This is a genomic window from Myxococcus sp. MH1 (assembly GCF_059738865.1).
In genome coordinates this window covers 7,958,089-7,972,210 of the sequence record NZ_AP026947.1, presented here as the reverse complement: position 1 = coordinate 7,972,210, position 14,122 = coordinate 7,958,089, and the positions used below count along the sequence as shown (strand labels likewise).

Here is a 14,122-nt window from a genome sequence, read left to right as displayed (position 1 = left end):
CCGTGCGGTCGGTGAGTCATCCGCCTAGGGAGCGCTCACGACGCCCACGTCCGCGGCCTGGAAGCCGTTGCCGCTGCCATCCCGGTCATTCCGGTCGCCGAAGCAGTAGGCACCGCCGTTGAGGGCGTAGCGGTAGGCGTAGACGGTGCCGGCGGGGAGGTTGCCCGGCAGCTCAGCGGAGAACTGGTCGTTGTTGCCGCCGCCCTCCTCGCTGAGGAACGGGGCGGCAATCCAGGTCCAGCCCCCCACGCCCGGGTCCTGCTGGGCATCGCCGTAGCCCAGGTGCGCCACCAGGCCGACGCCCGCGCCGCTCTCGGTCGTGACGCCGGCCTTGTAGACCTGCCCATAGATGGTCGTGGGGTTGGGGCCCACGGTCACCGAGAAGGGCCACTGGAGGTTGCAGTACTCGATGTCCTGGTGGTTGCCGACGGTGAGGGCGTGCTGCTGACCCGGGGTGTACCCGCCCACGTCGCTGCCGTCCTTGTCGCAGTACGTCCACGCCGTACCGTCCGTGGAGTAGCGCAGGCTGACCGCACGGCTGCCCGTGTAGGCCGGGTGGATGCTGGTGGAGAACTCGTCGGTATCCGCCTCACCCTCGGCCTCGCGGGCGTACGCCGCGGCCTTCCAGGAGAAGGCCGCGGGAGTCGCGGAGGCGTCCACGTCCGCGTTGCCCAGGCCCACCTGCACCTGGAGCCCAGCGCCCGCACCCGCGCCGTTGGTGACGCCCGCCAGGCGCACCCGGCCCGTCACGGTGACGGCCGCGCCGCTGCCCACCGTCGTCCCGCTCACGCTCTGCAGCCGGCAGAAGTCCGCCGCCGCCGGCGCCTGCACCGTCAGCGTGCCGGCCTGCGCGAGCGAGAAGCCGTTGCCCAGCCCGTCCGCGTCGCAGTAGCGGTACGCGCCGCCATTCACATTGAAGCGGATGGCGAACTTGTAGCGGCCCACCGTGCCCGGGTTGGGCAGCGCGGCCTTCCACTCGTCGTTGTTTCCGTTCCCGGACTCACGGTTGAAGCTCGTCCCCGTGGTGGTCCACTGCCAGCTCGCCGCCGTCGGCTCGTCCGTCTCCGGGCCGTAGCCGACCTCGCCCTGGATGCCCGCGCCGCCGCCCGTGCCCGGAGTGACGCCCTCCATGTAGACCTGGGCGTAGATGTCGATGGGCGCCTGGCCCACCTGGTACACCTCGTTGGGGGGAGGCTCGTTGGACTCGCCGCCCAGCTTGCACCAGCCCACGGAGATGTCCTGCGCCGCGCTCACGGTGAGCGTGCCCGTCTTCGCCGGGTCGAAGCCCGTGGCCCCGCCGCTGTTGCCGTCCGAGTCGCACAGCAGGTACGCGCCGTCGTTCACCTTGAAGCGGTAGGCGAAGCGATAGCTGCCCTCGGCGCCCGGGTTGGGCAGCGTGGTCTCGAACTGGTCGTTGTTGCCGGACTCGTCCTTGTAGGCGGCCGTCGTCGTCCAGTTCCACTGCGCGGACGTGGCCGGGTTCTCACCGGCGGGGCCCCAGCCCAGCTGCCCCACGATTCCCGCGCCGGCGCCCGCGCCCTGCGTCACGCCCTGCACGAACACCTGCGCCAGCACCTTGCGGGTGCCCGCGGCGCCCGACGCGTACGTCACCGTCTCCGGGGTCTGATTGTCCGCAGGGCCCAGCTTGCAGAAGCCGATGACCTTGGGCACCACCACCTCGCCGGTGACGGTGAGCTGGCCCAGCTTGTCCAGCTCGAACTCCTGGCCGCCGTCATCCACGCCGTTGCCGTCGCACACGCGCACCGGGCCGCCGTTGCCGCTGAAGCGCACCGCGTAGCGGTACTCGCCGTTGGTGCCCGGGTTGGGCAGCGTGGCCTTCCACTCGTCGTTGACCTGGAAGTTGTCCTTGTTGAACGCGAGCGCCGTGGACCAGTTCCACAGCTGCGAGGTGCGCGGGTCCTCGCCCGCCGGCCCCCAGCCGAGCTGACCGGACAGGCCCGGGCCCGCGCCCACCTTGTCCGTCACCCCTGCCATGTAGACCTGCGCGTAGACGGTCTTGAAGCCCGACGTCTGCGTGGTCTGGTAGTTGATGACCTCCGGGTCCTTCTGGTCCTCGCCAATCTTGCACCAGCCCACCGGCGGCTTCGGCGCCTCGGTGCCCACGGTGAGCGTGCCCAGCTTGGCCAGGCTGAACGTCAGCTCGCCCTCGGTGCTGTCGTTGACGCCGTCCGCGTCACAGACACGCCAGGCGTTCTCACTGATGCTGAAGCGGAAGGCGAGCTTGTACTGGCCCTCGGTGCCGGGGTTGGGCAGCTCCGCCTCCCACTCGTCGTTGTTGCCGTGCTCGGCCTTGTAGACGGCCGGAATCCACGTCCACGCCGCGGAGTCACGAGGGTCACTGTCCACCGGGCCGTAGCCCAGCTGCGCCACCAGCCCCGAGCCCGCGCCGGCGCCCTGGGTGATGCCCGCCGCGTACACCTGGCCCTGCACCTTGAGCAGCGTGGTGTCCGTGGGGCGGTAGAACAGCTCCGGGTTGGCGCGGTTCCCGTCCGGGCCCAGCTTGCAGTAGTCCACGCGCGGCCGGGAGATGAACACCCGGCGCAGCATGTTCTCCGCCACGCCGTTGGCCATGCCGTCACCGTCCGCCATCACCCACGTGGTGCCGCCGTCGATGGAGAAGCGAATCGTGATGACCCACTCGCGGCTCTCCCCGCCGATGGCCGGCTGGAGCAGCACGTTGCCCTTGTAGATGTCCGCCTCGCCGCTGTCGGAGTCGCCCTCGTACGTGGCCTCCTCCCAGGTGTAGCTGTCCTGCTGGAGCAGCGCCGAGTCCGCGGGCGCGAAGCCCACCTGCGCGCGCACCCCGCCGCCCTGGCCCACGCCGCGCGTCAGGCCCGCCACCGTGATCGCGCCGCGCACCAGCACGCCCACCGGCTGGCCGCCGCTGACCGCCTCCGTGTTGCCGTTGATGACCTCCGCCTGGTCGATGTTCCTGCCCGGCGGGCCCTCGTAGGTGAAGCCCTTCACCAGCACGCCGTAGGCGCCGTCGGGGTTCACCACCCGCACGTCCACCTGCGCGGTGGTCGCCGTGGGCGAGTAGCCATAGATGCGGAACGCGTTGACCACCACGACGCGCAGGGCTTCCTGCTCGCCGAGGTAGAGCTTCGCGCCGTCCTTGAAGCCGGACCCGTAGACATTGATGAGCGTGTTGCCCGCGATGGGACCGCCCGAGGGGGTGATTTCCCTCACGGTGGGCGCGGTCTGCTCGGAGGGCTGGTTGCCCTCCTTGTCATCACCACAGGCCACGGCGAGCAACGGCAACACGAGAAGAAGGGACCGCAGACAACGGGACATCGGCCATCACCCCTTGACGCCGCCGGCGGTCAACCCGCCGACGAGGTGCTTCTGGAGAGCGAAGAACAACGCCATGACCGGCGCGGACACCACGAGCGCGCAGGCGGCGAACTTGCCCCACTCCACCTTGTACTCGCCCACGTACCGCTGGAGGGCGACGGGCAGGGTGAAGCGGGTAGGGTCGTTTATCAGCGTGGCGGCGAGGACGAACTCGTTCCACGCCGTCATGAAGGAGAACAGCGCCGTCACGGCCAGCGCGGGGCGGGCCAGCGGCAGCACCACACGGAGGAACACCTGGAGGGGCGAGGCCCCGTCCATCACCGCCGCTTCCTCCAGCTCGCGCGGCAGCGTGTCGAAATAGCCCTTCAACATCCAGATGCAGAAGGGCAGGGCGGTGGTGGCGTACACCAGCACCAGCCCGGTGAGGCTGTCGAGCAGCCGCAGCTTCTGCAGGATGCTGTAGATGGGCACCAGCATCAGCGTCGCCGGGAACATCTGGGTGATGAGCAGCGCCTGCATGCCGCCCTCCTTCCCCGGGAAGCGGAAGCGCGACAGCGCGTACGCCGCCGTCACCGCCAGCGTCAGCCCCACCACCGTCGTCGCGCCGGACACGATGATGCTGGAGAGCACCTGCCTGCCGAACACCCACCGGCCATGCACGTCGGTGCTCAGGAGCACCTCCCGGAAGTGGTCGAACGTCACCGCGTCCGGGAAGGGGTTGGCCGTGAGCGACAGGCCGTCCGACGGGGACAGCGCCATCTTCACCACCCACAGCACCGGGTAGAGCGTCACCATGCACATCAGGCTCAGCCCGGCGTGGATGAAGGCCATCTTCAGGCCCGAGGGCTTCTTCATCACGCCGCCTCCTCGGTGCGCATCAGCCGCTTGGTGAAGACGGACCAGCCCAGCAGCACCACGAAGATGAGCACCGAGTACGCCGCGGCGAAGCCGTACTGCTCGTTGCGCTGGAAGGCCCAGCGGAACGCCTCGGAGACCAGGATGTCGGTGGCGCCGCCCGGCTCGCCTCCGGACACCAGGTAGATGATGTTGAACATGTTGAACGTCCACACGCTGCCCAGGATGACCGCTGGCAGCATGGCGGGCTTGAGCAGGGGCAGGGTGATGTGCCGGAACTGCGTCCAGCGGCTGGCCCCGTCCACCTCCGCAGCCTCGTAGAGCTCGGGGGGAATCGACTGCAGCGCGCCCAGCGCCACCACCATCATGAAGGGGAAGCCCAGCCACGTGTTGGTGGCCACGTTGGCGGCGAACGCGGTGGAGAATCGCGTGAACCAGCTCACCGGCTCCAGCCCCAGCGCCACGAGCAGCCCGTTGATGGCCCCGAACTGCTGGTGGAACATGCCCTTCCACATCAGCGCGGTGATGTAGTTGGGCACCGCCCACGGGATGATGAGCAGCACCCGGTACACGCCGCGCAGCTTGAGCAGCGGGTCCTTGAGCAGCAGCGCCAGCCCCAGGCCGATGCTCACGTGCAGCACCACGTTCACCGCCGCCCACAGCAGCGTCACCACCAGCGTGAAGTAGAACGAGAGCGGCTCGGTGATGCTGTAGCCACGGCTGGCCAGGATGTCGACGAAGTTGGCCAGGCCCACGAAGGTGTACTGGCCCGCGTCGTGGTGGAACAGCGACAGCCCCAGGCCCACCGAGAACGGGATGAACACCAGCACCAGCAGGCCCACCGCCGCGGGCGCCACGTACCTCGCCGCGCGGGCCACGTCCGGGTAGCGCTGCCGGAAGGTCATCCCCGGGGCGGGCCGGCGCAGCACCCACGCGGTGCCGCCCAGCGCCATGACGCCCGCGAGCCCCAGCCAGGGCACGGGGTTGGCCTCGGGGGGACGCTCGCGGTGCAGCGCGCGGTAGCGGCGGTCCGCCAGCGCGCCCGCGTCCTCGGGCTGGGCGCCGCCCTGGAGCACCGCGCGCAGGGTGAGCTTCATCGGCTCCCACACCCGGGCCATCTCCAGCGTGTTGGGCATGGGCGTGGCGTTCACCGCCGCCTCGCGGAACGAGGAGATGAGCGTGTCGTCCTTCACCGCCTGGAGCTGGTATGCCTGCACGTCCGCCGGGATCTGCCTGCCCACCGTGGTGCGCACCCGAGACGCCTCGCCCAGCGACAGGAAGCGCGCCAGCTGGTGCGCCCGCGGCGCCTGCTCCGTGCGGGCCGAGACGAACGCGGCCTCGACGCCGAGGAAGGGACGCAGGGGCGTGCCCGTCTCGCTCACCGTGGGCAGCGCCACCACGCGGTAGGACACCGACGGGGCAATCTCCCCCGCGAACCAGGGGCCGCTGATGATCATCGCCGCGCGGCCGTCGTTGAAGAGCGTCTTCACCAGCGCCCCGCTCACCTCCTGGGGCATCAGCTTCTCGTCCTGGAGCTTCTTCACGAACGCCAGCGAGCGCGCCATGCCCGGCGTGTCGAAGCTCGCCTTGCCCGCCTCGTCGAAGAGCTTGCCGTCGAAGCCGAAGAGGAAGGGCGCGTGGAAGTAGAAGTCCCCGCTCTCGTACGCCAGGCCGAAGCGCCCTTGCGCGGAGTTGGACAGCGTGGGCAACAGCGCCAGCAGCTCCGCCGTCGTCGCGGGCGGCCGGGGGACCAGCTTCGTGTTGACGTAGAGCGCCAGCGACTTGAGCGACATCGGATAGCCGAACACCTGGCCATCCACCTCCAGCGCCTCCACCGTGTTGGAGAAGTAGTCCGCGCGCTGGAAGGCGCCCGCCGTGGGCGCCACCAGGTTCTGCGAGTGGAAGTTGCGCAGCCGCTCGTGGTTGAAGATGAAGACGTCCGGGCCCGCGCCATGGGGGATGGCGTTGGTCAGCTTGGCCGCGTACGCGTCATAGGGCAGGGCGAGCAGGTCCACCCGCACGCCCGTCTCCTTCGTGAAGAGGTTCGTCGCCTCCAGCAGCGCCGTCTCCTCTCCGCCCCGGTACGCGTGCCACAGCTTGAGGGGCGCCGGGCCCTCCGCCGCGTGCGCGCACCAGGCCGCCGCGAGGAGCACCAGGGCGCAGAGTCTCCTCAAGACGCCACCTCCAGCGTCTCGCGCTGGGTGGGGTGGCGCAGGGCCTTGGCGCCGTCCTCGCTGAACACATGCAGCGCGTCCGCGACCGGCGCGAGCGCCACGTTGTCCCCCACCGAGACCTGGGTGCCCTTGTCGAAGCGCGCGGCCACCGGGCCCGCCTCCGTCGTCACGAAGGCGTAACCGTCGAACCCCAGCCGCTCCACCGCGTCCACCGTCCCGGACAGCGGCCCCAGCGCCGCCACGCGCAGGTCTTGAGGCCGCAGGCCCACCAGCACCCGCTCACCGCCCTGGGGTAGATCCTGAGGGCTCAGCAGGGTGAAGCCCTTGCCCACGAGGCTTCCGCCGTCGCGCCGGGCCTCCAGGAAGTTCATCGACGGCGAGCCCAGGAAGCCCGCCACGAACCGGTTGGCCGGGCGGTTGTAGAGCTCCAGCGGCGGCCCCACCTGCTGCAATACGCCGCCGTTGAAGACGGCCACCCGGGTGGCCAGCGTCATCGCCTCCACCTGGTCGTGCGTGACGTAGATCATCGTCGCGCCCAGCCGGCGGTGCAGCCGCGCCAGCTCCCCGCGCATCTGCACGCGCAGCGCCGTGTCCAGGTTGGACAGGGGCTCGTCGAAGAGGAACACCTGGGGCCGCCGGACGATGGCGCGTCCCATGGCCACGCGCTGACGTTGACCACCCGACAGGGCCTTGGGCTTGCGCTCCAGCAGGTGCCCCAATTCCAGCATCGAGGCGACCTCCGCCACCCGCGAGTCGATCTCCGCCTGGGGGAGCTTGCGCAGCGTCAGGCCGAAGGCCAGGTTCTCGCGCACCGTCATGTGCGGGTAGAGCGCGTACGACTGGAACACCATCGCCACGTCGCGGTCTCTCGGAGGCACGTCGTTGACCCGCTTGCCGCCGATGCTCACCTCGCCCGCGTCCACCTGCTCCAGCCCCGCGATGAGCCGCAGGAGCGTCGTCTTCCCGCAGCCGGACGGGCCCACCATGACCAGGAACTCGCCCTGTCCCACCTGAAGGTCCACGCCCTTCACGATGAGGTTGGAGCCAAACGACTTCTTGATGCCGTTCAGGGTGACTTCGGACAAGACGCTCTCGGAAAAATGGGGGGAGAACGGCCGCGCACATTACCCGGAGCCTCGCGCTTTCCCCAAACCTCCCCGGTTGGGCGCAGTGCGTTATTCTCGACGGAAGTCATCCGGAAGTTTCCGGTGTCCGTACCAATGCCCGGAGGGGGACGGGGCGGGGATGGCCGCCTTGTCAGCCCTGGAAGTCGCTTGTTATGGAAGCCGGCACCTGGTTCGTCGAGGTCTACCCCACCGCATGAGCACTCCCCGCTGGTCCCTTCCGAGGGGCATGACCCTGGTCTCGCTGCTGTTCGCCCTCGGGTGCAGCGAGAGCGATTACGTCCGGCTGTATCACAGCGAGGCACGTGCCCCGAGCTACACGGTGGAGGACGTGGAGTCCCTGAAGCACATGGGCGCTACCTTCGTGGATCAGGGGGTCAACTTCGCCCTGTACTCGGAGAACGCGACGCGCATCGAGCTGCTCCTGTTCGACGACCCGGAGGTGAACTCGCCCTCGCGCACGTATCAGCTCACCCGCTACGGCGACGTGTGGAACGTCTACGTGGAGGGCGTGGGCCTGGGCCAGCACTACGGCTTCAGGGCCTGGGGTCCCAACTGGGAGTTCGATCCGCGCTGGTTCCCCGGCTCCATCCACGGCTTCCGCGCGGACGCGGACGTGTATGGCAACCGCTTCAACCCGAACAAGCTCTTGACGGACCCGTACTCGAAGGCGTTGCACCGCGACCACGACTGGAGCAAGGGCAGCACCGCCAGTGGCCCCGCGCGCAACGAGGTGACGTACGCGGCCTCCGCCAAGAGCGTGCTGGTGCAGAGCGGCTACCAGTGGGGCGAGCTGGAGCGGCAGTACCGCGCCAACCGCGAGGACGAGCAGTGGGCGGGCCACAAGTGGCAGGACCTCATCGTCTACGAGGTCCACGCCAAGGGCTTCACCGCGGACCCCGCCAGCGGCGTGCGCTTCCCGGGCACCTACCGGGGCATGGGCGAGAAGGCCGACTACTTCAAGGATTTGGGCATCACCGCCGTGGAGCTGCTCCCCATCCACGAGAAGCCGCTGGATGGCGGCTACTGGGGCTACCAGACCATCAACTTCTTCGCGCCGGAGGTCTCCTACGCCGCGCACAAGCTGCCCCACCAGGTCATCGACGAGTTCAAGTGGATGGTGGAGGAGCTGCACAAGCGCGACATCGAGGTCATCGTCGACGTCGTCTACAACCACACCGGCGAGGGCGGGCTGTGGCGCGAGAAGCTGGAGTCCGACGACGTGCTGCCCGGTGAGCCGCTGGACTCGTTGGACCCGGCGGAGGTCGCGGGCCTGTACTCGTTCCGCGGCATCGACAACCAGGCGTACTACGGGCTCAACGGCGACCGGCGCACGTACTGGAACAACACGGGCGTGGGAAACCAGACGCGGCCCAACCACCGCCCCATGCGCAAGCTCATCATCGACAGCCTGCGCTTCTACGTCGAAGAGCTGCACGTGGACGGCTTCCGCTTCGACCTGGCGCCCATCCTGGGCGAGAGAGATCAGGACTACAACCGCTGGGACGACCCGAAGAACACGGTGCTGCAGGAGATCATCGACGACCCGGTGCTCCAGAAGTACAACACCCGCATCATCGCGGAGCCGTGGAGCGCGGGCGGCTGGTACTGCATGCCCATGGGCGAGTTCCCCAACTCGCTCACCCAGCCGGGCAACGGCTGGTACGAGTGGAACGGCCGCTTCCGCGACTGGTGGCGCGCGTTCATCAACCGCGACGACTGGAAGCTCAACTCCAACGAGGGCTCGCTGTGCGGGCGCCCCGGCTCCGCGGACGGCGCGTTCCTGATGTACGGCAGCAAGGAGTGGTACGTGCGCAACGGGCGCAGGCCGTACCACTCGATGAACTTCATCACCGTGCACGACGGCTTCACGCTCTACGACTTGTTCGCCTACGAGGTGAAGCAGAACAAGTGCGGCCCGCTGAACCCGGTGTGCTGCGACACGCCCAACAGCCCCTTCTGCGACAAGGTCAGCGGCGAGGACCACAACCGCTCTCGCAACTGGGGCCCCATCGGCGACGCGCGCGCGGAGAGCATGCGCCGGCAGATGATGCGCAACGCCTTCATGGCGATGATGGTCAGCCACGGCACGCCGATGATTCTCGGCGGCGACGAGTGGATGCGCACGCAGCTGGGCAACAACAACGCCTACTCCACGCGCGCGGACAACCCCTTCAACTGGTACCAGTGGGGCGCGTACCTCGCGCGCGACGAGCGCCACCGGATGTACGAGTTCGTCAAGGCCGCCATCCGCCTGCGCAAGGAGCACGCCTACGCCTTCGCGCCGCCCGACTACGAGAAGGGCTCGCCGCTGGTGTGGAAGAGCGCACAGAACAGCGAGGAGGTGGGCTGGGACACCAAGCAGCTGATGATGCACTACCCGGACACGACGCACGGCCCGGAGCTGGTGGTGCTCATCAACATGGAGCCGCGCGCGGTGGAGTTCACCCTGCCGCCCGGGCGTCAGTGGAAGCGGCTCATCGACACGCAGGCGTACTTCGACAGCCCCGAGTACCTGTCCGCCACGGGCCTGGACCCGAGGGCCACGGGCAACTCGTGGCTGGACGCGCCGTCCCCGGTGACGGGGGCGACCTACGGGGTGCCGGAGCGGACCATCGTCGTCCTGCGCGCGGAGTAGGGGCAGGCAGGCGAGGTGCGCTATAAGCGGGGCCCGTCCATGCGAGTCCTGCCAGCGCGCCTCGGCGCCCTCCTGTTGCTCCTCATCCCGCTCGTCACCCTGGCCGACGCCACGAGGGACCGCTTCGGCGCCGCGGGCTACTTCCGCATCATGACCCGCCCGGACTTCTCGGGCGGCTCCGGCCAGCTGGGCTACTACTGGCTCTACGGCCGGCTCCTCAACGAGAGCCCCTACGGTGAGCTCAACCTGCGCCTGGACGTGCTCCAGGCCGCGCCGGGCTCCGACGAGGTCTGGGCGGAGGTGCACTCGCGCTTCTCCGGCACCTCGTTCCGTTCCGCGGACCCGGGCAACGGCTCGTTCCTCAACTTCCGCGCCGACTACCTCTTCGTGCGCGCGGGCAACATCCTGCTGGACCGCGTGACGTGGCAGCTGGGCACGCTCGAGGACCGCTGGAACGACTTGCACATCTACGACCAGCGCCCGGCGACGCTGCTCTGGGACACGGTGGGCCTGTCCGGCACGTACCAGGGCGACCGCTACGACGTGCTGCTCGCGGTGGGTGACAGCGGCTACACGCTGCGGCCCCAGAAGTACAACACGGTGCTCACCGGCGCCGCGTCCTTCCGCTACCGGCTGATTCCCGGACACCTGGAGGTCGGCCTGCGCGGCCAGCTGGGCTACGAGCCCAAGGTGCGGGGCAACCGCAACGCGCTCTACCGCTCGGAGTACGTCAACTACGAGGACTACGTGCGCCGGGAGGTGGTGCAGCGCTACTTCGAGGCCAACCCGGGCCTGGAGGACTACCTGGTGCCGGACCTGGCGCCCCGCAGCGCGCTGTCCTACCGCGCCATCGGCTACGTGGGCTTCGGCGGGCTGGGGCCGCTCATCTGGGACAACCTCTACCTCACGTTCGAGAAGAAGCACCCGGACCAGGCGTACACGGAGCGCTACCGCAATCGCGACTGGACGGTATTCATCGCGGACCAGACCGACGAGCGCTACGAGGCGTCGCTCGGCAACGAGGCGTACATCAAGCTCATCCCCGACAAGCTCGAGGCGCTGTGGGGCGTGTGGCTGGGCTACGCCTACAACAACGACAACGCCATCAAGCCGGGCGACGACGACCGCATCATCGCGTCCACGGTGGTGCGGCTGCAGTACTTCCTCACCGAGCGCGTGCACCTCCTGATGGAGACGAGCATCGCGCGCGAGAAGAGCCAGAACGGCAACGCGTACCGCAACCACGTGGACTCGGTGTTCACCAGCACGCGCGGCATCCCCGACGCGCGCGGCCTGGAGTTCGGCGACAGCGACACGCGCGACACGTGGCAGGGCAAGGTGGGCGTGGTGCTCAACCCCACCGGCCGCGGCATCTACGCGCGCCCCAGCCTGCGGCTGCTGTACGGCTTGCAGTACTCGTCGCAGCACGCGGCGTTCGGCAACTCGTTCGTGGACAGCCTGAACCAGTACAACCAGTACGTCGGCCCCGAGCGCCACTGGCACTCGGTGGTCGCCATCGAGGCCGAAGGATGGTTCTGAGACAGCGGTGGTTGTGGTCCCTGGTCCTCGCGCTGGTGGCCTCGGGCTGCCTGAAGCGGCAGGGGCCTCCGGTGCTGGCGCCGGAAGGGACGGTGGTGGCGGTGGCGTACATCCGCGACGACGCGCGGCGCGGCGCGGTGGCCAACGTGCCGGAGGGCGTGCGTCAGCGCGTGGCGGAGGTGCTGGCCAAGAGAAACCTCCAGGCGCGTGAAGTTCCCTACGACGAGTACGCCGCCGAGTTCGCGAAGGTGACGGACACGCAGCGCCGCTTCGCGATGCTCAAGGCCCGCGCCGGGGACGCGCCACTGCTGCTCCTGGTGGAGACGCGGGTGACGTTCTTCGGGCAGGTGGGCGGGCGCTTCTCGTGGGACGTGTACGTGAAGACCACGGCCAACCGCGCCACGTCCGCGCTGGAGGCCACGAGCGACTCGGCGGACTACGGCGCCGCGCTCCAGTTCGACCAGCAGCGCGAGGATGACGCGCAGCTGGAGGTGGCCCGGCAGATTTCGGGGCAGGTGGGCGCGCTGTTCGACTCGTTCCTCGCCTCGCCCATGCTGGTGCCGTCCACCGACGGTGGCCCGGGGCTGGTGCCCGGCCTGTCGGCGCCGGCCGGAGAGGGCATCGAGCCGGGCACGAGCACGCCCACCGAGCCGCCTCCTCCGCCCAAGCCCGCGCCCCAGCCGTACCGGGGCCAGTGGACGCCGCCGGAAGGGGACGCCATCTACTTCGTGATGGTGGACCGCTTCGCCAACGGGGACGTGAAGAACGACGGGGCGGTGGATGCGAAGGACGCGCAGGCCTTTCACGGCGGAGACCTGCGTGGCGTCATCGACCGACTGGACGGGCTCAAGGCGCTCGGTGTCCGCACGGTGTGGCTTTCACCCGTCTTCCAGATGCGGACCGACAAGTTCCATGGGTACGGCGCCTTCCACGGCTACTGGGTGGAGGACTTCGGCCGGGTGGAGCCGCGCTTCGGTGACGAGGCCCTGCTGAAGGAGCTGTCCGCGGAGCTGCGCCGCCGCGACATGCGGCTGGTGCTGGACGTGGTGCTCAACCACGTGGGCCCGGAGACGCGGCTCACGCGCGAGAAGCCGACGTGGTTCCACGGGCTGGGGCCCATCGAGAACTGGAACGACTCGCGCGAGCTGGTGATGCGCGACGTGCACGGGCTGCCGGACCTGGCGGTGGAGCAGGAGGAGGTCTACCAGCACCTGCTCTCGCACTCGCTGAAGTGGGTGGACACGGTGAAGCCCGCGGGCTTCCGGCTGGACGCCGTCAAGCACCTGCCCATGGACTTCTGGGCCCGCTACAACGATGACCTGCGCGCGCACGCGGGCAAGGACTTCCTGCTGCTGGGCGAGCTGCTCGACGGCGACCCGGTGCTGCTGGCGCGGGTGATGAAGGAGGGCCGCTTCGGGACGATGTTCGACTTCCCGCTGGCCTTCGCGCTGGTGGATGTCTTCTGCCGGGGGCGCTCTCCTTCGCACCTGGGCGCCATCCTGTTCAACGACCGGTTCCAGCCTTCTCCCCAGTCGCTGGTGACGCTCCTGGACAACCACGACCTGCCCCGGGTGATGAGCGAGTGTGGCGGGGATGTGGAGAAGGTGAAGCGGGCGCTCGCGGTGCAGCTCACGGCGCGCGGCGTGCCGGCGCTGACGTATGGCATCGAAGAGGGGCTCACTGGCGCGAAGGAGCCGGAGAACCGGGGCGACATGCGCTTCACCGCGGACCATCCGCTGCGCGCGTGGATTGCCCGGTTGTTGGAAGCGCGTCGAGGCAGTGAGGCCCTCCAGCGTGGCGAGACGATGGTGCTCGCCGCCCGGGAGGACTTCTTCGCCTACGTCCGCGTGACGCCGGATGACGCGTTCTTCGTCGGCATCAACTCCGGGACCGAGCGGCGTGTCGCGTTCCTGCCCTCGGGGCTCGGGGATGGGCACGGCATCGAGCCGCTGACGGGAAAGCGCTCCATGCTGGGGCGGCTCGCGGAGTCGGCCTATTGGCACGTCGAGGTGAAGCCGGGCGAGGTGTCGCTGGTGCGGCTCAAGGCGGCCACGCCGGGCGGCCACGCGGCGCTGGTGGAGATGGCTCGGACCGGGTGGAAGGGGGAGGGGCCTCGACGCACCGTGGTGCTCCAGACGGGAGACGCGGCGGTAAGGGTGGTGGGCGGAGGCCCGGAGCTGGGAGGCTGGAAGCCCGAGCGCTCGCTGCGCCCGGAAGCCGGCGCCGTCACTCTGTCGCTGCCCGAGGGCGGGGTCTTCGAGTACAAGCTCGTGCGAGAGGACGGCCCGGGGAAGTTCTCCTGGGAGGGCGGCCCCAACCGCCTGCTTTTCGTCCCGGAGCTGAAGACGGAGGAGGGCCCCGTGCAGGTGCCCGTGGCGTGGGAGCAGCGCTCCGTGAAGGGGCCGCCTTTCCTCCGCTTCTGTCCGCCGTTGTTGGCGATGTCGACCTCCAAGCTGTGCACCGACTGACCGAGAGCC

General features: G+C 69.3%; 7 protein-coding genes. 3 read left to right on the top strand and 4 right to left on the bottom strand.

What is annotated here, in order from left to right:
- Window positions 1-24: 24 nt before the first annotated feature.
- Genes AC6JA9_RS31240 through AC6JA9_RS31225 form a run of 4 tightly spaced genes read right to left on the bottom strand, consistent with a single transcriptional unit; the run spans window position 25 to window position 7,429 of the window.
- Complete coding sequence (locus tag AC6JA9_RS31240; RefSeq protein WP_497958279.1) at window positions 25-3,315, bottom strand: IPT/TIG domain-containing protein; 3,291 nt, start codon at window positions 3,313-3,315, stop codon at window positions 25-27.
- 6 nt (window positions 3,316-3,321) lie between these two features.
- On the bottom strand, window positions 3,322-4,170 hold the full coding sequence (locus tag AC6JA9_RS31235; protein WP_046715363.1) for a sugar ABC transporter permease: 849 nt from the start codon (window positions 4,168-4,170) through the stop codon (window positions 3,322-3,324).
- Window positions 4,170-6,344, bottom strand: a complete 2,175-nt coding sequence (locus tag AC6JA9_RS31230) for an extracellular solute-binding protein (protein ID WP_483578455.1) — start codon at window positions 6,342-6,344, stop codon at window positions 4,170-4,172. The genes AC6JA9_RS31235 and AC6JA9_RS31230 overlap by 1 nt, the downstream gene beginning before the upstream one ends.
- Window positions 6,341-7,429, bottom strand: a complete 1,089-nt coding sequence (locus AC6JA9_RS31225; RefSeq protein ID WP_497958278.1) for an ABC transporter ATP-binding protein — start codon at window positions 7,427-7,429, stop codon at window positions 6,341-6,343. Before AC6JA9_RS31225 ends, AC6JA9_RS31230 begins: the two co-directional genes overlap by 4 nt.
- A gap of 268 nt (window positions 7,430-7,697) precedes the next feature.
- On the opposite strand from AC6JA9_RS31225, the gene AC6JA9_RS31220 reads away from it, so the two are divergent.
- From AC6JA9_RS31220 to AC6JA9_RS31210, 3 genes are read left to right on the top strand one after another with little or no spacing between them, the layout of a single operon-like run.
- Window positions 7,698-10,106 carry a glycogen debranching protein gene (locus tag AC6JA9_RS31220; protein WP_223745331.1) on the top strand — a complete coding sequence of 803 codons (2,409 nt, stop codon included), beginning with the start codon at window positions 7,698-7,700 and terminating at the stop codon, window positions 10,104-10,106.
- A gap of 39 nt (window positions 10,107-10,145) precedes the next feature.
- Window positions 10,146-11,645 carry a carbohydrate porin gene (locus AC6JA9_RS31215; protein WP_141322915.1) on the top strand — a complete coding sequence of 500 codons (1,500 nt, stop codon included), beginning with the start codon at window positions 10,146-10,148 and terminating at the stop codon, window positions 11,643-11,645.
- Window positions 11,636-14,113: an alpha-amylase family glycosyl hydrolase gene (locus AC6JA9_RS31210; protein WP_497958277.1), complete on the top strand. Its 2,478-nt coding sequence runs from the start codon at window positions 11,636-11,638 to the stop codon at window positions 14,111-14,113. Before AC6JA9_RS31215 ends, AC6JA9_RS31210 begins: the two co-directional genes overlap by 10 nt.
- Window positions 14,114-14,122 lie beyond the last annotated feature (9 nt).

Coding starts and splice junctions, on each gene's coding strand:
- AC6JA9_RS31215 (WP_141322915.1), top strand. CDS start 10,146: ATGCGAGTCCTGCCAGCGCGCCTCGGCGCCCTCCTGTTGCTCCTCATC.
- AC6JA9_RS31220 (WP_223745331.1), top strand. CDS start 7,698: ATGACCCTGGTCTCGCTGCTGTTCGCCCTCGGGTGCAGCGAGAGCGAT.
- AC6JA9_RS31235 (WP_046715363.1), bottom strand. CDS start 4,170: ATGAAGAAGCCCTCGGGCCTGAAGATGGCCTTCATCCACGCCGGGCTG.
- AC6JA9_RS31240 (WP_497958279.1), bottom strand. CDS start 3,315: ATGTCCCGTTGTCTGCGGTCCCTTCTTCTCGTGTTGCCGTTGCTCGCC.
- AC6JA9_RS31210 (WP_497958277.1), top strand. CDS start 11,636: ATGGTTCTGAGACAGCGGTGGTTGTGGTCCCTGGTCCTCGCGCTGGTG.